Origin of the sequence: Nocardia sp. (genome assembly GCF_025465275.1) — a bacterium.
Classification (GTDB): domain Bacteria; phylum Actinomycetota; class Actinomycetes; order Mycobacteriales; family Mycobacteriaceae; genus Nocardia.
The window spans coordinates 1-21,415 of sequence record NZ_JAODNK010000097.1 but is presented as its reverse complement, the minus strand read 5'-3'; the positions used below and the strand labels follow the sequence as shown (position 1 = coordinate 21,415).

The window sequence follows — 21,415 nt, the reverse complement described above, 5'->3', positions numbered from 1 at the left end:
CAACGTAAGGAGTGATTGATCGTGCGGGTTAGTGTCAATTCGGATCTGTGTATGGGGCACACATTGTGCAACGCGATCGGACCGGATGTTTACCAGCTGGATGAGCAAGGCCATTGCTGCCCGATGAGTGGTGATATTCCGGCCGATCTGGAGGCTCAGGCGGTCGAGGGTGCAGATGCGTGCCCGGAGCGGGCGCTCACCATTCATTCGGCCATCTGATCGATGCCACGCGGCGCAATTGACAAGTAAGTGGATGAGGCAATATGGATCTGGGGTTGAGCGGGGCGGCGGTGGTCGTCAACGGTGGCTCGAAGGGGATGGGGCGAGCGGCGGCGGAGGTGATGGCCCGTGAAGGTGCGCGGGTGGCCGTCCTCGCCAGGAACAAGGGTGACCTCGAGGAGACCGTCGAGGCGCTGGTTGCGCTCGGCGCACGTGAGGCCGTGGTGCTCGGCGCCGATATCACCGATCTGAACCAGGTCGGTGCGGCCTTCGCGGAGGTGCGTGAACGGTGGGGTGCGCTCAATGTCCTGGTCAATGCCGCAGGTCCGGTGGGGATCGGTATCGGACGGTTCGCCGATATCGACGATGCTGAATGGACGGCTACTTTCGATGTCGGAACGCTGGGAGCGGTCCGGTGCGTTCGTGAGGCGTTGCCACTGTTGCGGCGAGCCGAATGGGCGAGGATCGTCAATGTGTCCGCGCACTCGACACATCGGCAGTCCCCGGAACTTGTCGCTTATACAGCGGCCAAGTCGGCGCTGACCAGTCTCACCAAGAACCTGTCGGTCACGCTGGCTCCCGACGGGATTCTGGTAAACACGGTGTCGCCCGGATCGTTCCTTTCAGCGGGTATGAAGGGCTACCTCGAGAATTTGCCCGAGGAGCGTGGGATCGACCCGAATGACCTGAACGATGCGATGCGGGTGATCGCCGAAGATTTTGGACACCCTGCCTGGCTCGGACGAGCAGGCGACCCCGCCGAAATCGGGCCCGTTATCGCTTTTGTCGGATCGCGGATCAATACGTACATGACCGGTGCGGACATCAACGTAGATGGTGGCTCCGACTTTTGATTCGCCGTAACGGTCGTAAATGTGAGGTAGACAATGGCGTTCCCACTACCCGAGGTTGATCTACGGTCGGAGTTCTACTGGACATCGGGCGCTGACGGCGTGCTGCGATTCCAGAACTGCTCGGACTGCGGGAGCCTCGTGCATCCACCCAGCGTGGCATGCCATCGCTGTCGCAGCGGACAACTCGGGATCACGGCGGTGAGCGGCCGGGGTACGATCGTCGGGCTGACGATCAACTATCAGGCCTGGCAGCCCGATCTGGAGTGCCCGTACGCGATCGCGGTGGTGGCGATCGCCGAGGACTCCAGGGTTCGCGTCACCACGCAAATCGTAGGCGCCGAACTGGATTCGCTCGAGATCGGCCAGGAAGTCGCTGTGTCGTTCGAACATCGTGACGACGTCTGGGTACCCGTCTTCACGCCGACGGGCGCGGTGCCCGACAGCGAGCTCCCCGAGGTCGACGAATCGGTCGCCGAGGTTCGCGCCGCTGTTCGAAAACCCGTGAGTGCTCGTCGGTACGAGCACAACTCGGTGATCAGCGGTGTCGGCAGTAGCCCGATCGGACGCCGGCTGATGGCCGATCCGTTGTCGCTGGCGGTAGCAGCGTGTAAGGCCGCCGTGGCGGACGCGGGACTCGAATTATCCGATATCGACGGTCTCGCAACGTATCCAGGCGCAGGCGTGGGTGTCGGATTCAGCGAGGGCGGTCTCCTCGCGGTCGAGGAGGCGCTGCGGCTCCAGCCGGTCTGGTACAACGGCGGACCGGAGCAACCGGGCCCCGGCGGGTCGGTCATCGCCGCGATGCAGGCGATCTCCGCCGGACTCTGCCGCCATGTGCTCTGCTTCCGAACGGTGTGGGAGGCCACGTACGCCGAGCTGCTCCGCACCGGTCGGCGGCGGCTGCCTGGAAGCCAGCGGGTCGGCGGACCCATGACCTATACGGCTCCCGCAGGCTCGTTCTCGGCCGCGAACACACTCGCCCTGGGTGCGTCGCACTACATGCACCGATTCGGCGCGACCCGCGAAACCTTCGGCTGGATCGCACTCAATGCGCGCAAGAACGCGGCGCTGAATCCGGACGCGATCTACCGGACGCCACTCACCATGGACGACTACCTGTCGGCTCGGATGGTGAGCAGTCCCTTCGGGCTCTACGACTGCGATGTCCCGTGTGATGGCGCAATCGCGGTGGTTGTGTCGGCCACTGAGACCGCTCGCGATCTGCGGCATCCCGCAATCCGCTTCGAAGCCGCGGGGACCCAGATCGTGGAGCGGGTGAGTTGGGATCAGAGCACGCTGTCGCACGAGCCGCAGGTGCTCGGTCCGGCCGCGCACATGTGGACCAGAACCGATCTGCGCCCTTCGGACGTGGATCTCGCCGAACTGTACGACGGGTTCACCTTCAACTGCCTGTCGTGGCTCGAGGCGCTCGGATTCTGCGGTATCGGTGAAGCACCCGCGTTTCTGGAGGGTGGAAAGCGGATCGCGCTCGATGGCGAGTTGCCGCTCAACACACACGGCGGGCAGTTATCGCACGGCCGTACCCACGGGTTCGGGCTGTTGCAGGAAGCCGTTGTTCAACTTCGCCATCAGGCCGGCGAGCGACAGGTCGCGGGCGCGGAGGTGGCGGTGGTGTCCAGCGGAGGGCTTACGCCCTCCAGCGCGCTGCTGCTTGTTCGCGACACATAACACACAAGGAGCTTGGAAGAATGACACTCGAAGTCAAGACCGGAATGCGGCTGCGGTCCGCCGTCTGCGATACGGAGATCATCGTCGTGCGAGCGACGAGCAAGGATCTCGATCTGAGGTGCGGCGGCCGTCCTATGCTGCCGGCCGGCGCCACACCGACCGAGAAGACGCCGCCGGAAGCCGGGTACGACGATCCGACGCTCCTGGGCAAACGTTACGCCGATAGCGATGACGCCATCGAAGTGCTGTGTGCCGTCGCCGGTCCATCGACCCTGTCGATCGGGGAGAAGCCGCTGTCGGTGAAGGGCCCGCGACCATTGCCCGCGTCGGACTGAGATCCATCCCAAGCGAACGTGGAGCGTTGCATGCAAAGATTCGAGATCGCCAGGGCCGCAGCACTGTTCACGGCTGTGGTGCTGGTGGCGGCATCGGCGGCCTGCGCCGGGGACATCAAGAATTCGTCCGACTCCCGGAATGCTGTCCTCGGGGACACGATCAAGATCGGCGGACTGGTCACCAAAACGAGCCCGACCGGCTACAACACCGCTTCCGCGGAGATCGGAGTCAAGGCTCGCATCCAACGGGCCAACGACGAAGGCGGCGTGAATGGCCGCAAGATCGAGTTCATCGGGGCCGAAGACGACGGCTTCAACCCCGCAACCGCTGACGCCGCGGTCAAGAAGCTGGTACAGCACGACAAGGTCTTCGCGATCGTGCCGTGGATCGCGCCCGCGGCGGGGTCGGCCGAGGTGGCCGAGCGCGCGGGAGTGGCACGGTTCGGCTGGGCGTCGAACGAGACCTGGTGCACCTCGACGGTGTCCTTCGGCTGGAGTGGCTGCCTCGCGCCCAAAGATGATGTCCCGGAGTCGACTTGGTGGAACCGTGCGTTCTTCGCACACCAGGTCGCCTCGGAGCTCGGCGGGTCGAACGGGGAGTCCAAGGGAAACACGGCCTGGATTCAGGGCTTCGATAGTTCCGAGAGCGCGCACGGCGTCGAGACCTTCCAGAAAGGCTTCGCCGCCAGTGGATTCAACGTTGTCGGTGCCTCGTCGTCTGTTCCTGCAACAGCGCCCCCGCAGGACTGGCTCCCGTACATCAACAAGATCATGAAGTCGAATAATGACGGCCCGCCGGATGTAGTTGTTTCGATTATGTCCGGAAAGACGAACCTCGGTCTGTACGCGGCGCTGAAGAAGGCCGGCTTCAAGGGCATGATCGCCGACGCGTCCAGCTACGACCCTCGGTTGCTTGCGGATCCGCAGGGAGCCCAGGTGCTCGAGGGCGTGTACTCGGTCCCGCAGTTCGCTCCGTTCGAGTCGGATATCCCTGAGGTACAGAAGATGATGGCGGACGTTCGGAAGATCGATCCCGGCCATCAGTTCACGCAGAACACCGCGATGGGCTACTGGTCGGCGGACATCTTCCTGGCGGCATTGGCGAAAGCAGGTAAGGACGTCACTCCGGCCTCCTTCATTACGACGGCCAACAGCCTGGCCTATGAGAACCCGGGTCTCGGCAAGCTGACCTTCCCGATGAACAAAACCGAGCCGAGCGGCTGCGCCGCTCTGGTCAAGGTCCAGGGTGGCAAGTTCGTCGTGGCACGGCCGCTCGAGTGCTTCAGCAAGTGACCCACCCGTACCACCCGCCCCGCCCGAACCGCCGGGTATGAAGCTCTTGGAGTACCTGCATGACGGAGCTGATCGGCTACGTTCTCAGCGGCCTGGTGACCGGCGCGGTGTTCGCCGTGATGGCGTCCGGTCTCACGCTTTCCTATTCGGCGACCGGTGTATTCAACTTCGCCCATGGGGCCATCGGTTTTCTGTGCGCACTGCTCTTCTACGAGCTCACCGCGGGCGCTCACTGGCCGGTCTGGATCGCCGGCTTCGTGACGATCGGTCTGATGGCTCCGCTGCTCGGTTATGTGTTGCACCGCATGATGTTCCGGGGGCTCGCGACATCGGGCGAGACCGCGCAGATCGTCGCGACGATCGGGCTCAGCATCGCGCTGCCGGCGCTGGGCCTGTGGGTCATCGACCTGCTGATCGAGGCCGGTGTGGGTGTGGCGCACGTGACCGAGGGCATGAGTGCCCGCGGCCTCGGCCCCAGCCCTGCCGATAGTTGGCATCCGTTCTCCTGGCTCACGCTGGACTCCGACCAGATCACGACGTTCGTGTTCGCCGTCTTGGCTGTCGTGGCGCTCTGGCTGGTCATGCGTCACACACCGCTCGGTCTGCGGATGCGCGCCACCGTCGACCGGCGGACGCTGGCCACGCTGCGCGGCATCGATGCCGACGCGGCCTCGGCTCAGGCCTGGATGCTCAGCTCCACACTCGCAGGGCTCGCCGGTGTGCTGGCAATTCCGGCCCTCGGTGTCGACTCCCCATCGTTCACCCTGCTGCTCTTCGCGTCGGCGACGGCGGCGGTCTTCGGACGATTGCGGTCCATTCCCGTGACGTTCGCCGCCGGCCTGGCCCTCGGCGTAATCCAGAATCTCGTGGCGGGTTACGCCGACTTCGCCGCACAGATCACCGGACTGCGCAGCGCTGTTCCGGCGATCCTGTTGTTCGTCGGCCTGCTGTTGTTCAACAGGTCGAAGGAGCGGATCGCCGGATCGATCGCGGAGGACCCGCCCCTACCCGACTATCTCGCCGACCTGCCGCGGCTACGACGAACGCTGCCGTGGGCGGCCGGTGTTGTGGGCCTGCTGATTTGGGTCTTCACGCTCGGTGACCTGTACTGGACGGGGCTGGTTGCCAAGGGGCTCGTGCTCGGCTTGATCTTCTGCTCGTTCGTCGTGGTCACCGGCATCGGCGGAATGGTCAATCTCGCTCAGGCGTCGTTCGCCGCCATTGCCGCGCTGACGGTCGGTTACGCCCTCCACAGCGGCCTACCGTTCGCGTTCGCACTCGTACTCGGCGTACTTGCCTCGGTGGCAGCGGGAGTGCTCGTCGCACTGCCCGCGCTGCGGCTGGGCGGCAGGGTGCTCGCGCTGGCCACCTTCGCGCTGGCTCTGCTCGCAGATCAGATGCTCTTCCAGATCAACTCCTTCAGCAATGGAACCGCGGGCTGGGTTCTTCCCCCGCTGTCGCTGGGCTTCGCGGACACCGCGGATCCCAGAGTTCAGATTGTCCTGTTGCTGGCTCTGATCGGCCTAGTCATGGTGCTGGTGCGCAACCTCGAGCGATCCAGTTCAGGACGGGCGATCCTGGCCGTACGGTCAGCGCCGACAGCGGCGCTCTCGGTCGGAATCTCACCAACCCGGGCCAAGCTGACGCTGTTCGCGCTGTCCGCGGGCATTGCCGGCATCGGCGGCGTGCTGTATGGGACGTTCGCCGGCCAGATCACGGTGACCGACCTTCCGGCCTTCTCGGGGTTCATCTGGCTTGCCGTCGTGGTCTTGCAGGGCGTGCGACGCATCGGTGGTGCGGTTCTCGCTGGGCTCATGGTCGTGCTGTTACCGCAGCTCCTGGCAATATTCACCGAATCGCAGCAGCTGGGCTCGGCGCTGTTCGGGCTCGGCGGCGTGCTGCTGGCCAGGCACCCGGACGGGGTGCTGGCACAGTTTGCCGAGCGCCGGTACCAGCAGCGTCACCGCGAGCGCCCGACCATCGCCGTCACCGCTGAACGGCGCGCGCCAGCGCCACAGACCGGATCGGCCGCACTGCTGCGGCTCGACGGCATTGTGGCCGGGTACGGAGACACGACCGTGCTGCGCGGAGTCGACCTCGCCGTGCCGGCGGGCTCGGTTGTGGCCTTGCTCGGTGCGAACGGTGCGGGGAAGTCGACCATCTGTGGCGTGCTGGCGGGTACGGTCCGTCCTACCAGCGGCGCGGTCACGCTCGACGGTGACGATGTCAGCTCCTGGTCAGCGCACCGGCGGGCGCGCGCGGGAGTCTTCCTGGCCCCGGAAGGCAGAGGCGTCTTTCCCGCGCTGACCGTCGAGGAGAACCTGACCATTTGGTTGCCGCGACGCGATGATCGGGAGCAGGTCTACGACCGCTTGCCTCGGCTGGCGGAGCGCAGGATGATACCGGCGGGCACGATGTCCGGTGGCGAGCAACAGATCCTGGCCCTGGCTCCCGCACTGGTCCGGCCCCCTCGGGTGCTGATCGCGGACGAGCCGTCCCTCGGACTGGCTCCGCGGGTGGTCGAGCAGGTCTTCGGCCTGTTCGGCGAGTTGCGGTCACGCGGCGTCGCTCTGGTCGTCGTCGAGGAGAAGGCCACCGAGGTGCTTTCGATAGCCGACAGCGTGGCGTTCATGAGCCTGGGACGGGTGATGTGGTCGGGTCCTCGTGCGGAGTTCGACGGTGAGCGCCTCGCCTCCGCGTATCTGGGTCTAGCGGAAACGGAGCCGAACGGTGATCAGTATTGACGATGTGAGCGTGCGATTCGGCGGCATACAGGCGCTCAGCGGAGTCAGCTTCACGGTGCACAAGGGAACGATCTGCGGAGTCATCGGCCCCAACGGCGCCGGAAAAACGACACTGTTCGATGTGCTCAGCGGTCTGCGGAGGCCTAGTTCCGGTGCCGTCCGGTTGGACGGCCGGGACGTAACCAGGATCAGTGCCGTCCGCAGGTCCCGCCTCGGTCTGCGGCGGACCTTTCAACGCCCCCAGGTCTTCGGTCGGCTAAGCGTTCTCGACAATGTGCTGGCTGCCATCGAATGGCGTGGGGGAGGCGGCGGCCTGACCGCCGACATGCTCGGCTGGCCCGCCCGGCGGCGCCTGGAAAGTGAGCGCCGTGGACGGGCCGCTATTGCCTTGGACCGGTGCGGTGTGGCCGACCTCGCCAACGCCTACGCTGCCGATCTTCCGATCGGCCAGCGTCGCATGGTGGAACTTGCGCGTGCCATAGCGGATGACCCGGCGGTCCTGCTGCTGGACGAGCCGACATCCGGCCTCGACGTAGGTCAGACCGCGCTCTTCGCCGACGTTGTTCGCTCGCTGAATACGACCGTGCTGCTCGTTGAGCACGACGTTCCCTTCGTGATGGACATCTGTGAACGTGTGGTCGTCCTCGACCTCGGCAAGGTCATCGCCGATGCCCCGCCCGCGCAGATCCGCGCAGATCCGGTGGTGCGAACCGCCTATCTCGGCTGAACGGCAGCCGTGTGGTGCTGGAACCCCCGTCCGGAGATGATTCCGATCTGCTCCGGACCGGGGTTCTGTTGCGTTGCAGAGCGTGTCAGGCAGGTTGTTCCTCGGTCGCGTACCGAAGCAGCATTTCCGCGACACAGGCAGGCTTCGGCTTGTCGGCGATTTCCCAGACGAAGGTGATGCCGACCTGCACTCCGCCGGGAACGGCCTGGACCGACGATAGCGTGGCGCCGAGACGTATCTTGCTATTCACTGGAACGGGTGAGGGGAACCGGATCTTGTCGTACCCGTAGTTGACGCCCATCTTCATTCCATCGATTCGATAGATGGTGTAGGCAAGATGCGGGCCGAGAGAGAGGGTCAAGAGGCCGTGCGCGATGGTGCTGCCGAAGGGGCCGGAGGCCGCCCGTTCGACATCGACATGGATCCATTGGTGGTCGGCGGTGATCTCTGCGAACTTGTTAATGTCGTCCTGGGTCACTGACTGGTATTCGCTGTAGCCGAGGTGTTCACCGGCCGCTGCCTCGAGCTCGGCAAGTCCGTTGATGATTCTCATAGGTTCCCATTCTCCCGATTTGATATGTTATATATAATACATTGTCTCCGTGAGGAACACTCTGATGTATCAGGAGCTTCTCCACACGGTGTACCTTCGATCGTGTCTCGGTCGAACCATGTTGCGACAATGAGGAGCCCGTGTGGATCTGCGCTTCGATGAGTCCGAACTGGCTTTTCGGGATCGGCTGCGTGGCTGGCTTGCTGAGGCGATACCCGCTTTGCCGCCCACCCCTGACCGCGATGACTGGCCGGCGCGGCGTCGGTACGACACGGCCTGGCAGCGAATGCTGTTCGACGCCGGGTACGCCGGAGTCGATTGGCCCGCGGATCATGGCGGCGTCGGCGCTACGCCGACCGAACAGTTGATCTATCTGGAGGAGACCGCGGTGGCGCGCGCTCCCTACGTGGGCGCCAACTTCGTCGGCCTACTCCATGCCGGCCCGACGCTCAGTGTGGTGGGAACGGAAGAGCAACGGGCACAGCATCTTCCACGCATCTTGCGTGGAGATGAAGTGTGGTGTCAGGGGTTCTCCGAGCCTGATGCCGGATCCGACCTCGCCTCGCTGCGAACGTCGGCGGTAGTGGACGGTGACCATTATGTCGTCAACGGACGCAAGATCTGGACGTCGATGGCGCAGATAGCCGACTACTGCGAACTCCTGGTGCGGACCGATCCCACGGCGCCGAAACATCAGGGTTTGACCTGGTTGATCATGCCGATGGATACGCCGGGGGTCCAAGTTCGGCCCTTGCGAACAGCATCCGGTAGTTCGGAGTTTTGTGAACTCGTGCTCGATGACGTTCGAATTCCGGTCGCCAATCGAGTAGGCGCGGAAAACGACGGCTGGCGGATCGCGATGGTGACGTTCTCATTCGAACGAGGCACCGCATTCATCGGAGAGACGGTCGAGTCACGAAATATGCTGGCGGACATCGTCAAGATCGCGCAATCGACGCCGGTGCAGGGTGGCGGCACGCTGTGGGACGACGCCGGACTGCGTCGTGACGTCGGCAGGCTCTCCGCCGAATTGCACGGATTGTGGGCATTGATCCGCAAGAACGTCTCGGAGGCGTCCGCGGGACAGGTTCCCGTTCAGGGAGCCTCGGTATTCAAGCTGGGTTTCACTGAAAACAGGCAGCGCATAGGCGATCTCGCCGCCTCGGTGCTGGGCCGGCAGGGGTTGTCGATCGGTGGACCCTCCCGAGTGCCCGGTGTCGATACCGGGCACCTGGTGGAGGACAGAATCACCACGCTGGCCTACACCATCGCCGCGGGCACCTCGCAGATCCAGAAGAACATTCTTGCCGAGCGAGCGCTCGGCCTGCCGAAAGAGCCGCGGATTACCGCTGGCTGACGCTATTTCTTGCCGTCCGGATTCTCGACGAGCAGCGTTAGCGCTCGAGCCAGCAGTTTGCGCTCGGCGAGGAATTCACGTTGCGCGTTCGCATAAATATAGGGTTCGACCGTTGTCAGCATCACGTGGCTGATCGACAGACCGCGTAGCGCGTGAAATACCAGCGTCCTCAGGTCGCGTTGCCTGGTCCCGGTGCCCGCGAAGACTTGGGACAGTAGTCGTTTCAACTCCGGATTCGCCTGATCATTCAGTTCGGCCAGCGTTTGCCGGGTCCGATCGGACGTGCTCGGATCGTGGCCGAGATTGACCAGCACTTGAATGAAGGCCAGGTAGTCGGGGGAGGCGTAGTACTCGGCGAGGATGTCGAAGAATTCCTCCATCCGTTCGGTCAGTGTGGGACCGGTGATTTTGGCGGATATGAGCTCGCCCGCGAGTCGGCGACTGCCCTCCTCGAGTACCGCGAGCATCAGATTCTCCCGGTTGCCGAAGTGATACTGGATCACTCCCCATGTGAGGCCGGCCCGCTCCGCGATCGCATTCGAACTTGCCCGGTAAAAGCCCTTTTCCAGGATGCATCGAATGGCCGCTTCAACGACATGCTGCCGGGTGCCGTTCTTGTCCCGTGCTGCCATGTTGACGGTGCTCTCCTCGTGTCGACTTCGCCCGCGATTACGGTCATCGGACTCCTGGCCGATTGCCGGGCTTTCCTTCGCCTGCATGAGGATATACACTACTGCCTCCCCCGGGGCGTGGGCGAGCGCTGCTCGCTCACCGGGATCGTGTCGTGCCGAGAATTGCAGTGCTGCAACACTTTCAGCCGCGGTGCAGCATGGCGGTCCCTAGTATCTGCTGGTCAGGTAGGCCAGCTCCCCGTCGACCCAGGTCGCGGCGACAAGTTCTGCCGTCGGATTGCGCAGCGCCTCGGCCCGCGGGACCCGAAGTAGCGTCATATCGGCGGCGTGACCGGGAGCAATCGTCCGCGGTACGCCGGGAGCCATCGGCTTGCCGAGGAATAGCGCCAGGGCGCGACCCGCAGGGACGCAATCGTTTACAGGCAGCCAACTCGGTCGGTGCACTGCAGCTCGAATAGCCGCCCATGGATCGGTGTTTCCGAACGGGGCATCGGTGCCGGCCGCTACCGCGACACCGCCGTCGAGCAGCGACCGCAGCCGCCAGAGGTCGGAATGCTCATATGCGGGAACGTCGCGCCGGTATTGCGCACCACGCTCGGTGACGAAATGCGGCTGGGTGACCACCTGCACTCCGTGCTCACGCAACCAGGGAATCGATTCCTCTGGAACGATCGCGGCATGCTCGATTCGATCACCAGGGGCGATTCCGGCGATATCCAGCGCCGATTGGGTGAGTGCGAGCTGCGTTCGAGTGACGCAGTGCACCGCGACCGGCCTCCCTGCCGCATGCGCGGCGGTGATATCCGCCGCGAAGTCGTATATGCCCGGTAGTGTTTCATCATCGAGGATGATCTTGATCGGGCCCAGTGTGAAGCGGGCGACTTCCGGGTCCCGGGCCTTGGCGGGGGCCATGCACACGAGGCGTTGCGATATCTCGCCCCGTCGCACCGCCTCGGCGAGATCGCTGATGCTCTCATCAGGCAATTCCGGTGTGGCATCGGTGAATCCGACGATTCCCATGCGAAGAGCGCGAGCGCTGATCGCGGACAGGCTGACAGAGCGCCGCGGCAGTCGCTCGGCCAGCCAGGAATCCAGTCGCCACAGTCGGCCGGTGGGCTGTCCCGCGTCGTCACGCTCCACGCCGGGCAGGTCGCAGTCGTCGAGTGAGACCAGTGCGGCCGCACGCGAATTGAGAATCCAGAGTGCTCCCGATCGATGTTGTACTCGCACAGGCCTATTGGGTAGCACCCGATCCAGCGCCCAGCGGTCGAGTTCACCGAAAACGGATTCGTGATAGCCGACCGCACGGATCCAGCTCCCAGGATCGAGTGCTCGATCAACCTGGCGTAGTACGGCGATCAATGTCTCGGGATCACCGACTTCGGGTGGGCCGAGCCGCACCGATCCATCCTGCGCAGCCAATGCGCGCAGATGGATGTGATGATCATGGAGACCGGGCAATAACCAACCACCCCGCGCGCTCAGTTCATCTTCCCCCGGCAGCGGGTCCAGCCCAGGCCCGCAGTCGGCGATTCGGCCGCCGGTGATTCGGACGTCGCATCGGCCTCGGCCGAGCACGTCGGCGTCGCGGATCAACACAGGTTCAGGTTCTCTCGCAGGACGGGTGGCCCGAGCACCTGCTGAGTGGTCCCGAGATGCGGGCAGTCGACCAGCCAATCGGGACCGACCCGATGGACTTGGTGCGGACCATGTTTCACGGCAGGGGCGGCGGCGAAGGCAGCGGCCGTCCGGGACATGGACAGGTCGATGAGTTGTCCGCCACCGGCCAGGACGGCCGCGGAGACCGCGAGGGCGGCGCACACTCCCGTCAAGGGGTCGGCTATCGCGTCACCGCAGAATACCGGCGCGCCCGCCTCGTCCCGGCCGACAAGTCCACCCGAAACCGCGGCGTCGTCGCCGAAGGCCACGCGATCCGGCACATCACGCCCGTAACCGGTGATACTGAGCCACACTTGCCCTGCCCGATGCGGCCGGGTTCCGGGTGCGAGGCCGAGTTGCCGTAGTGCGCGTGGCCGCGAGGCTTCGATGACCACATCCGCACTGTCGATCAGTTCGGCCAGAGTACGGCGGCCATGCCGGCTACGGAAATCCAGTGTGCGGCCGGCATGCCCGGCATGCAGCCACTCGTAGAAGCGCGGATCGCCTTGCCGCGCACCGTCGGGTCGGTGCGTGCTCTCCACTTTGATGATGTCGGCGCCTGCCGCGCTGAGTAGCCGTGCGCACAGCGGACCTGCCCACATTGCCGACAGATCGACAACTCGGGCACCCGAAAGGCTTGGAGATCCGGCACTTTCGGCAATCCGGCTGAGGTGCCAGGGGATGCCGGGCAGCGGACGTGCCGGGAGTACCGCACTCGGCAAGCCGAGCAACTGCGCTCGGTTCACCAGCTGGCTTGCCGACCATCGATCGGCCCTCGCGCCCAATGCAATCCAGGGGTCGGTGACAGCGTCCGACTCGACGATGGCGGGAACCAGTTCGATATCGTCCGGCCGACTGATTGTGATCGCACACCAACCGTCATGCGCGGCCAGCAGCCGGGTATGACCGCCTGCGGACACCCGTCCCGCGCGCCGATATCCGAGCAAACCCGCTCTGCCGAAAAGGATCTCGGCGGGGTCGATTCGTACCTCCGCACCTATCCGGCCGGTGCACGCGGACAATGCGCGTCCGACCGCGAACAGGAGTCCGAGGGCAGCAGCGGGGGAGAGCGATGGGGCCTGATCAGGATGCCCGGTCAACGCCATGCCACCGGAGGCCGCCCAGGCGAGCGCAGCGCAGTCCGGCAGCGCGGGGGATGGGCCGACCGGCGCCATGGTCCCGAATGCCGATGTCCAGCTCCGCACGACCGCATCGGCCGCCTCATTCGTCACGCTGGATTACCACTCGTTTCGAATTGGCTGACAGCGATCGCGTCGACGAGCCCCCAGTCCAGGGCGGCGGGCGCATCGAGGCGCTCTCCGGTCAGCAGCAGCCATGCCGCACGCCATCGGCCGATCCGGCGCGGAACCCCCACGGTCCCACCCGCACCCGGCACGAGCCCCATATGCACCTCGGGGAATTCGAAGAAGGTGTCCGGCGCCGCGATTACCTTGCCGCCGAACGACGCCAGCTCCGCACCAGCTCCGATGCAGCCACCGTGCACTTGGATGATCGCCCGGCTCGACAGCTGTTCGAGGACCCGCCACGGTGCGCGGGCCAAGCGAACCAGGTATGCCGCCACAATGTCACTCGCAGTGCCGAATTCGTCGAGGTCCCCACCGCTGCAGAAGGAGGGACCGGTCCCGCTGATCTCGAGATCGGAGACAGTCGGGTCGGCTGCGGCGAACTTGAGCGCTTCCAGAAGCTCCTCCCGCAGCCGAAAACTCAAGGCGTTCCGTCGTTCCGGATGGTCCAGCACAATCGAGAGATGGTCGTCGGCGCGGGTCAGCCGGACCAGTGGCCGGTTCGGTGCCACTCTGGTGCGCGGTGTGCCGCGCTCTGCGAGCCAACGGTGGAATTCGGTGCCGCCCAACAGCATCGAGTACACGGCCGCCTCTGCGGCCAAGGCTCCCGCGGTATCCAATGCGCTGGTCTGCCGAAGCAGTTGCCCGCAGGCGACTGATGCTCGCGGCGACCTGTCGACGGCCTTACCCAGGGTAGACACTGCGGCATCTACGTCGGGCACATGCACGAGGCGTCGGTTTCCCGAGTTCGGCGCCGCGGTGAGGCTGCAGGTCAACGCGTCCAGAACTGGTTGCAGTTGCTGAGGTGCGGGGGAGTGCAGGATGCCGACGGTGAGGGGAAGGCTTCGGCGTAGTAGCTCGGCCGCAGTGTCGATGTACTCCGGAGGCCGACCGATCAGATCATCGAGTGGGATGAGCACCATCGGCTGGTCCGGCTGTCCGGTCGGTGCGATCTTCAGATCCGGCTCGAATGCCAGCGTTGGTGACATGGGTCCTGTGCCTCCATTCGGATCTGCGGACACCGACCTCTACATTGTAAGTACTATACATGCAGGCATTGGCCGCATCCACCGGTGCGCCACGCGCCGTGCAAGCCGTGATGTAGCCGGGTGCACGTGTGAGAATTCGGGAATGCCCTCCGATCCGGTGATCACCCTCGACGACATCCGAGCCTCGGCCGCACGGCTCGCAGGGGTGGCACACCGCACGCCGGTGTTCACCTCCCGCACTCTCGACGAGCGGACCGGCGCCACCGTCTTTCTGAAATGCGAGAACTTTCAACGTGTCGGTGCATTCAAGTTTCGAGGGGCCTACAACGCCATCGCCCAGCTGACCGCCGAACAGCGAGCCCGAGGCGTCGTGGCGTGGTCATCGGGTAATCACGCCCAAGCCGTCGCGCTCGCGGCACGGATGCTCGGCACCGAGGCGGCGATCCTCATGCCTGACGACGCGCCCGCGGCCAAGCTTGCGGCGACGAAAGGCTATGGAGCCGAAGCCATCACCTACGACCGTTACGCCGAGGATCGAACGGTGCTCGGTGAGACGCTGGCCCGCGGACGTGGGAGGGTGGCGATACCTCCGTATGAGCATCCGGCGGTGATGGCGGGTCAGGGCACCGTGGCACTGGAACTCCTCGAGGAGACCGGTCCGCTCGATGCGCTGATCGTGCCGATCGGCGGCGGAGGTTTGATGGCCGGCTGCGCCACCGCCGCGACAGTGCTGTCGCCCGGCGTGGCGATGATCGGTGTCGAGCCGGTCGACGGCAACGACACAGCGCTGTCCATGCAAGCGGGGCATCGAGTGCGGATCCCGGTGCCGCACACCATCGCCGACGCCCAAGCCGCCGAGATACCCGGCGAATTGACGTTCAGCGTGAATCAACGGCTCGTCGACGAGATCGTTCTTGTCAGTGACGCGGACATGGTGGCCGCGATGCGCTTCTTGTTCGACCGGATGAAGCTGGTAGTCGAGCCGACCGGTGCGGGACCCGTGGCGGCCTTGCTTTCAGGACAAGTGCGGCTGCGGGGTAAACGAGTGGGCCTGGTTATCTCAGGAGGCAATATCAGTAGCGCCTCCTTCTGCCGGCTCATCGAAGGGGCCGCCGACTTCGAGACCGTCTAACGGCCGACCCGACCTAACGGCCGACCCGACGCGTTCGATCTTCACGCGATGGGCTCCTCGAGCCGTGGTTCAGGCGGCGGAGCGCTCGGCGGGTGGTCGTCGACGCAGGCTTACGGTCGAGACGGCAGGCGGTGTATAGGCCACGTCGTTCGGGCCGGTATCGGTACCGGGCTCGGCGATCTCGTCGATCCGGTCGAGGACCTCGTCGTCCAGGGTGACCTCGGCGCCGGCCATCAGGTCGTCGAGCTGCTCCATCGTGCGCGGTCCGACGATCGCCGAGGTAACTACGGGGTGGGCGATCGCGAACGCCATCGCGAGGTGGGTCATCGGCAAGCCAGCCTTCTCGGCGAGTGGGATGAGCTGCTCGACCACGTCGAGTTTGCGCTCGTCGTTGAAGTGTTGGGGCATGCCGCCGGATCGATGAGTGTCACTCTGTCGGCCCCTACGGTGTCGGCCGGTGAGCATGCCCTGGCCCAATGGGCTCCAGACCAGCGTGCCCATCCCGTAGCGCTGACAGATCGGCAGTACCTCACGTTCGATGCTCCGGTTGAGGATCGAGTACGGCGGTTGCTCGGTCCGGAAGCGCTCGAGGCCGCGCCGTTCGGCGACCCACTGCGCTTCCACGATCTCCGAGGCAGGGAAGGACGACGTACCAATCGCGCGCACCTTGCCACTGTGGATCAGATCGGACAGGGCTGAGAGTGTCTCTTCCACATCGACCGTCGGGTCGGGGCGATGAACCTGGTAGAGGTCGAGGTGATCGGTCTGTAGGCGGCGCAGGGAGTTTTCGACTGCTGTGATGATCCAGCGCCGTGAATTGCCCCGGTGATTCGGATCCTCGCCCATCGGGTAATGCATCTTGCTGGCGAGCACGACATCATCGCGGCGACCCGCGAGCGCCTTGCCCACGATCTCCTCGGATTCGCCGTGGGAGTACACGTCGGCGGTGTCGATGAAATTGATTCCTGCGTCCAGGGCCCTGTGGATGATCCGGATTGAGTCGTCGTGATCGGGGTTCCCCACGGCCCCGAACATCATGGTGCCCAAGCAATATGGGCTGACCTGGATTCCGGTCCGGCCCAGTGGGCGGTACTTCATGGTTCTCCTCCTCGGATGCGTTCGGTGGTGGTCGGGAACCCAGCTACACGTCGTCGAACACGATCTCGACCAGCGGGCTGTGCGCGAGCCAGTCATCGAGGTTCTGGCGCCGGCTGACCCGGGCCGCGATCTCGGGCCGGTTTTGCAGGTCGACGACGGCGGTGATCACCCGCCGCCGGGTCGGTTCGTCGACCGGCATCGCCGTCGCCGGCATGTCGGCCGTGACCCCGTGTTTGAGATGAACGATGAACCGTGGGTGGGCGCGTAGGTTCGCATACCAGTTGCGGGGTACGGGCATGCCGGTCAGATACCAGCGGCCCTCGACGCGGTGGAACCAGATCTCGATGCGGCGCGGGACGCCGGTGCGTGCGCCCAGCGTGGTGATGTCGATGGTGTGTTCGCCCGCGGAGGAGTCCGGTCCGATGGCGAGGGCGCGCGCGACGGCGTCATCCACGGTCACAGCCCGGCCTGCCGTGTCGTCGTCGAGAGCAGGTCGCCGTTCTCGATTCCGGGTCGGTCCAGCGTGCGGTACTTCATAACTCTCCCTCCACGTTTCGGTATCTCCATACAAACAGCACTGCGAATCCGCGGCTAGAAAGATCGTCTTGTCTCGTTGCACAATCCTGCTCGGCCAAAGCAACTTTCAGGGCAGCGCCGCAGCAGCCGGACCGGCTCCACCACGCATGCGCACCGCATCGAGGCTGGGCGGAGCACCGAATAGGCGCCGGTACTCCCGGCTGAACTGGGATGGACTGTCGTATCCGACGCGATTGCCGACGCCGGTGACGTCGTTCGGGTTGGTTGCCAGCAGCAATCTCGCCGCCTGCAGCCGGATATGTTTCTGGAACTGGATCGGGCTCATCGCCGTCACCGCCTGGAAGTTCCGGTGGAACGCCGAAACACTCATCCCCGAAAGCTGTGCGACTTCCTCGACGCGGAACGGCCGGGTGTAATTCTCCTGGATCCACCGCACCGCACGTCGGATGTGGCTCTGGCTGCTGTCCGCGAGGCCGAGCTGACGGACGACCTCACCTTGTTCCCCAGTCATCAACCGCCACAGGATCTCTCGCTTGACCAGCGGGACCAGCGCCTTGCGGTCCCGTGGCCGGTCGAGCAGGCGCAGCAGCCGCGCGATCGCGTCGAGTAACTCGTCCGGGGCGTCACTGACTGAGATTCCCGGCCCTGTGGTGCCCGGGGATCTCGGGAGATCCCCCGGCCCGGCCTGCAACAGCAGCTCCGCGACGGCGGCAGGTTCCAGGGTCATCCCGAAACCGAGCGTGGGATGGTCGGGGGCGGCCTCGATGACATGCCCCGTCACCGGGAGGTCGACCGAGGCGACGAGATATTGACCGGCGCGATATTCGTACACGTGGTCCCCCAGCGCGAGACGTTTGCCACCCTGGGCGACGAGCGCCAGCACCGTGCCGGACATCGAGGACTCCGGCGCAGCGGTATGGGCGACTTTGCAGATGCGGACGCCGTCGATGGCCGTGCTCAAATCGGGCCGTGCATGCCGTTCCAACAGCCCGCGAAGCTCGTCGAGAGACATGTCCCCATTGCAACACAAGATTCGGGATTATCACCCGCAGCGAGAGTATCGTGCAAGGAGTCGCGAGTTCCGTGAAAGTGAGCTTCCTGACTAGATCATCGAGCGCTCGGCTCGGGAACGCACGTGGCCACCGGATTTGCCTCATCGGCCAGTCGAGCCAGGTCGAATGGCGCACTCTGTGCAAGTAGTCGCCGTACGTCGACTACCTCGCGTGGACGATTGACAGCGAGAAAGGCAGTGGGCTGGCCCCGCCGCACCCAATAGGCGGACCAATCGGGATTCGCTGGATCGCTTCGCCAGACCAGGGTGTCCTGGTGGTCGTGATGGCCGACGTACTGCAGCATTCTGCCGAACTGCTTGGACCAGAAGTACGGGACAGGGTCGTACGCTGTCGCATGTCCGAGCGTGTTCGCCGCCGCGGCCGCACCGGATTGCTGAGCGTTGGTCCAATGCTCCGGCCGCAGACGGGTCGAATATCGGTCTGTGGGATAGCTGGCGCAGTCGCCGACCGCGTAAACCCCAGGGGCCGAAATACTTTCCAGGTAGCGGTCGACTAGTACGGCGCCCCGGCGATCCAGCTCGATCGAGGCCGAATTCAGCCAGCTGGTGCTGGGTGCTACCCCTACTCCACTGACGATTACTTCGGCGGGTACCACTGTGCCGTCGTCCAATTCGATGTGCCGTGCGCCGGTGTTCACGACCTGACGTCCAAGGAGCAGCTCCACTCCCGCTTCGCCGTACCACGGCAGGAATCGCCGGCCGACCTCACTTCCGAATGTGCCGGACTGCGGCGCGGTTTCCCGGTCGACCACGTGTACCGTGCAGCCGATCGCCGCCGCCGCCGAAGCAACCTCCGCGCCGATCCACCCTGCGCCGATCACCACCACGTCCATCGGCCGGCGCAGGACGCCACGCAGTCCGTGTGCGTCCTGCAGCGTGCGCAGCGAATAGACGTTCGGATGGGCGTCGAGCGCCCGCAGCTTTATCGGATGAGCGCCGGTGGCTATGACAACGCGGTCCGCTCGAATCTCCTCGCCGTTCCCGCATCGCACCGCCCACCGGTCGCCGGCCCGAGCGAGGCCGACAGCCTCGACTCCGGCCCGCAGATCTATGCCGAATCGCTCCGCATCCAGCGCCAGCGGCTGGTGGTCGATGGTGCCGAGCAGGACGTCCTTGGACAGCGGCGGCCGGTCGTACGGCGCCTCCGATTCGTCGCCCAGCAGCGTCAGGGTTCCGCGGAACCCCTTGGTTCGTAGGGCCTTGGCGGTACTCACTCCGCCGAGGCCGGCACCGACTACGACGACGCTGTCCATCCGAGCTACCTTTCACTTGCCAGTACATAGTATATAATATGCACAATATCAGACCGCTGGACGGGTCGGCGGGCCGTGGCGGGGTCGGGGATCGGTGGGCCGGCAGCTGCCGCCCGGTCGCTCCTTTGCGTACAAATATGGATTTGTACATACATTTAGTGAATACTGTGGCGTGGTGGTGTGTCGAAGAGATTTGGAGTTCGTGGCTATGGGTCGACTCATGCAGACCGAGGGTCTGAGTGATGTGCAGGTGGAGATCCTCGCCCTGGTGCGCGGCTTTGTCGACAAGGAGATCTTGCCGGTGGTCGGCGATCTGGAACGCCAGGACCACTATCCGACTGAGATTGTCGAAGGACTCAAGAAGCTCGGTGTCTTCGGCCTGACGATCCCGGAGCAGTACGGCGGGCTGGGTGAGTCGCTGCTGACGTACGCGCTGGTCGTCGAAGAGATCTCCCGCGGCTGGATGAGTGTGTCGGGGGTGATCAACACGCATTTCATCGTCGCCTACCTACTGATGCAGCACGGCACCGAGGCACAGCGGGCGAGATACCTGCCCGGAATGGCTGTGGGCGAGATACGCGGTGCGTTCTCCATGTCCGAGCCGGGCCTGGGGTCCGATGTCGCCGCTATCCGGACCGCCGCGACTGTCCAGGCCGATGGCAGCTATGCGATCAGCGGCCAGAAGATGTGGCTGACGAACGGCGCTTCGGCCAATCTGGTTGCCACGCTGGTGCGAACCGACGAAGGTTCGGCATCGGCGTACCGGAATCTGACGACGTTTCTGGTCGAGAAGGAGCCCGGGTTCGGCGAGGTCGCGCCTGGGCTGACGATCCCGGGCAAGATCGAGAAGATGGGCTACAAGGGGGTGGATACCACCGAGATGCTTCTCGACGATTTCCGGATCGGCGCCGGTCAAATCCTCGGCGGCGCTCCAGGTCGCGGCTTCTATCAGATGATGGACGGCGTGGAGGTCGGACGTGTCAACGTCGCCGCGCGAGCTGCCGGGCTGGCCAACCGGGCGTTCGAACTCGGCATCAAGTACGCCCAGCAGCGAGAAACCTTCGGCAAGCCGATCTCTGAGCACCAAGCGGTGCTGTTCCGGATCGCCGAGATGGCGACCAAGATCGAGGCAGCGCACGCGATGGTGGTCAATGCCGCGCGCAAGAAGGACGCGGGCCAGCGGAACGACCTCGAGGCCGGAATGGCGAAATACCTTGCGGCAGAGTACTGCAAAGAGGTCGTCGAGGCTGCGTTCCGCATCCACGGCGGCTATGGCTACAGCAAGGAATTCGAGATCGAACGTCTCTACCGTGAGGCGCCCATGCTGCTGATCGGCGAAGGAACCGCCGACATTCAGCGGATGATCATCGGCCGGCGACTGCTCGAGGACTACCGGATCTAACCGCCGCGGCGCAGGTTGATGCGGTAGGAGTAGTGCTCGGGGAGAAAGTGACTGGTGGCCAGCTCAACCGCGCTCCCTTCGGTATCGAGGTAGAGGCGATCAATTCGCAGCAGCGGGTGCCCGACCGCGCAGCCCAGATGCTGAGCCTCGTGCGGGCCCGCCACCTCGACTGTAATGCTTTGGCGCGCTTCGGATATGGGCTTGTCGACCGCGGCGTCGATCAGTCCGATGACTGTCAGATCGCTTTCGCTGCCGAGCGTGGTCAGCTCGGGCCGGGTCATGAACTGCTTGCCCAGATTCGGCGGGAGGAAGACCTTCGTCAGGCAGAAGCGGGTTCCGTCGTGAGTGCGTACGAGCTCCAGCGCGTAGACCGAATCGGAGTCCAGCCGCAGCCTGCCGGCATTGATCAGATCGACCCGTCTGGTCAGCGGCGTCACGATGGCCATCCGGGTGTCTTCGGACAGGCCCATCAGGTCATCGATCGAACCGACCTGGCGGACGTAGCCGCTGTGCGCCGTCTGGGTGAAGGTGCCCCGGCCCGGAACCCGATAGACCATGCCTTCGGC

General features: G+C 64.8%; 20 protein-coding genes. 10 read left to right on the top strand and 10 right to left on the bottom strand.

Annotated elements, in window-relative coordinates:
* Positions 1–21 precede the first annotated feature (21 nt).
* Genes JWN03_RS23000 through JWN03_RS22970 form a run of 7 tightly spaced genes read left to right on the top strand, consistent with a single transcriptional unit; the run spans position 22 to position 7,861 of the window.
* Entirely contained in the window at positions 22–219 is a 198-nt protein-coding gene (locus JWN03_RS23000) for a ferredoxin (protein WP_297618794.1), read from the top strand.
* A 44-nt stretch (positions 220–263) separates the two neighbouring features.
* A complete protein-coding gene (locus JWN03_RS22995; RefSeq protein WP_297618640.1) occupies positions 264–1,073 on the top strand; it encodes an SDR family NAD(P)-dependent oxidoreductase in 810 nt (269 codons plus the stop codon).
* A gap of 33 nt (positions 1,074–1,106) precedes the next feature.
* Positions 1,107–2,762: a thiolase C-terminal domain-containing protein gene (locus JWN03_RS22990; protein ID WP_297618638.1), complete on the top strand. Its 1,656-nt coding sequence runs from the start codon at positions 1,107–1,109 to the stop codon at positions 2,760–2,762.
* A gap of 20 nt (positions 2,763–2,782) precedes the next feature.
* Positions 2,783–3,097 carry a hypothetical protein gene (locus JWN03_RS22985; protein ID WP_297618635.1) on the top strand — a complete coding sequence of 105 codons (315 nt, stop codon included), beginning with the start codon at positions 2,783–2,785 and terminating at the stop codon, positions 3,095–3,097.
* Between the two features lie 30 nt (positions 3,098–3,127).
* Complete coding sequence (locus JWN03_RS22980; RefSeq protein WP_297618632.1) at positions 3,128–4,390, top strand: ABC transporter substrate-binding protein; 1,263 nt, start codon at positions 3,128–3,130, stop codon at positions 4,388–4,390.
* 59 nt (positions 4,391–4,449) lie between these two features.
* Complete coding sequence (locus JWN03_RS22975; RefSeq protein WP_297618629.1) at positions 4,450–7,134, top strand: ABC transporter permease subunit; 2,685 nt, start codon at positions 4,450–4,452, stop codon at positions 7,132–7,134.
* Positions 7,121–7,861 (top strand): ABC transporter ATP-binding protein, encoded by a 741-nt coding sequence (locus tag JWN03_RS22970; protein WP_297618626.1) that lies wholly within the window; start codon positions 7,121–7,123, stop codon positions 7,859–7,861. Before JWN03_RS22975 ends, JWN03_RS22970 begins: the two co-directional genes overlap by 14 nt.
* Before the next feature lie 85 nt (positions 7,862–7,946).
* Here the strand turns inward: JWN03_RS22970 and JWN03_RS22965 are convergent, their stop codons facing one another.
* Positions 7,947–8,414, bottom strand: coding sequence for a MaoC family dehydratase (locus JWN03_RS22965; RefSeq protein ID WP_297618623.1), 468 nt, complete (start codon positions 8,412–8,414; stop codon positions 7,947–7,949).
* A gap of 142 nt (positions 8,415–8,556) precedes the next feature.
* On the opposite strand from JWN03_RS22965, the gene JWN03_RS22960 reads away from it, so the two are divergent.
* A complete protein-coding gene (locus tag JWN03_RS22960; RefSeq protein ID WP_297618621.1) occupies positions 8,557–9,771 on the top strand; it encodes an acyl-CoA dehydrogenase family protein in 1,215 nt (404 codons plus the stop codon).
* Positions 9,772–9,773: 2 nt separating this feature from the next.
* Here JWN03_RS22960 and JWN03_RS22955 read toward each other — a convergent pair whose 3' ends face one another.
* The 4 genes from JWN03_RS22955 to JWN03_RS22940 all read right to left on the bottom strand — a co-directional run bounded on the left by JWN03_RS22955 (position 9,774) and on the right by JWN03_RS22940 (position 14,355).
* Positions 9,774–10,490 carry a TetR/AcrR family transcriptional regulator gene (locus JWN03_RS22955; RefSeq protein ID WP_297618620.1) on the bottom strand — a complete coding sequence of 239 codons (717 nt, stop codon included), beginning with the start codon at positions 10,488–10,490 and terminating at the stop codon, positions 9,774–9,776.
* A 120-nt stretch (positions 10,491–10,610) separates the two neighbouring features.
* Positions 10,611–12,002 carry an amidohydrolase family protein gene (locus tag JWN03_RS22950; RefSeq protein ID WP_297618618.1) on the bottom strand — a complete coding sequence of 464 codons (1,392 nt, stop codon included), beginning with the start codon at positions 12,000–12,002 and terminating at the stop codon, positions 10,611–10,613.
* Positions 11,996–13,294, bottom strand: coding sequence for a CoA transferase (locus JWN03_RS22945; protein WP_297618616.1), 1,299 nt, complete (start codon positions 13,292–13,294; stop codon positions 11,996–11,998). The genes JWN03_RS22950 and JWN03_RS22945 overlap by 7 nt, the downstream gene beginning before the upstream one ends.
* Positions 13,291–14,355 carry an enoyl-CoA hydratase/isomerase family protein gene (locus JWN03_RS22940; protein ID WP_297618614.1) on the bottom strand — a complete coding sequence of 355 codons (1,065 nt, stop codon included), beginning with the start codon at positions 14,353–14,355 and terminating at the stop codon, positions 13,291–13,293. The genes JWN03_RS22945 and JWN03_RS22940 overlap by 4 nt, the downstream gene beginning before the upstream one ends.
* A 142-nt stretch (positions 14,356–14,497) precedes the next feature.
* Between JWN03_RS22940 and JWN03_RS22935 the strand changes: the two genes are divergently transcribed.
* Positions 14,498–15,487, top strand: coding sequence for a threo-3-hydroxy-L-aspartate ammonia-lyase (locus tag JWN03_RS22935; RefSeq protein ID WP_297618611.1), 990 nt, complete (start codon positions 14,498–14,500; stop codon positions 15,485–15,487).
* A gap of 69 nt (positions 15,488–15,556) precedes the next feature.
* Here JWN03_RS22935 and JWN03_RS22930 read toward each other — a convergent pair whose 3' ends face one another.
* From JWN03_RS22930 to JWN03_RS22915, 4 genes are all read right to left on the bottom strand, one after another.
* Positions 15,557–16,585 carry an aldo/keto reductase gene (locus tag JWN03_RS22930; RefSeq protein WP_297618608.1) on the bottom strand — a complete coding sequence of 343 codons (1,029 nt, stop codon included), beginning with the start codon at positions 16,583–16,585 and terminating at the stop codon, positions 15,557–15,559.
* 43 nt (positions 16,586–16,628) lie between these two features.
* A complete protein-coding gene (locus JWN03_RS22925; protein ID WP_297618606.1) occupies positions 16,629–17,045 on the bottom strand; it encodes a nitroreductase/quinone reductase family protein in 417 nt (138 codons plus the stop codon).
* Between the two features lie 183 nt (positions 17,046–17,228).
* Positions 17,229–18,134, bottom strand: a complete 906-nt coding sequence (locus JWN03_RS22920; RefSeq protein ID WP_297618603.1) for an AraC family transcriptional regulator — start codon at positions 18,132–18,134, stop codon at positions 17,229–17,231.
* 95 nt (positions 18,135–18,229) lie between these two features.
* Positions 18,230–19,447 (bottom strand): NAD(P)/FAD-dependent oxidoreductase, encoded by a 1,218-nt coding sequence (locus JWN03_RS22915; protein ID WP_297618601.1) that lies wholly within the window; start codon positions 19,445–19,447, stop codon positions 18,230–18,232.
* A gap of 208 nt (positions 19,448–19,655) precedes the next feature.
* Here JWN03_RS22915 and JWN03_RS22910 point away from each other — a divergent pair, with 208 nt between their 5' ends.
* Positions 19,656–20,849 carry an acyl-CoA dehydrogenase family protein gene (locus tag JWN03_RS22910; protein ID WP_297618791.1) on the top strand — a complete coding sequence of 398 codons (1,194 nt, stop codon included), beginning with the start codon at positions 19,656–19,658 and terminating at the stop codon, positions 20,847–20,849.
* Here the strand turns inward: JWN03_RS22910 and JWN03_RS22905 are convergent.
* On the bottom strand, positions 20,846–21,415 hold a 570-nt coding region (locus JWN03_RS22905; RefSeq protein ID WP_297618598.1), incomplete at its 5' end, for a GntR family transcriptional regulator. The two genes, JWN03_RS22910 and JWN03_RS22905, sit on opposite strands and share 4 nt — an antisense overlap.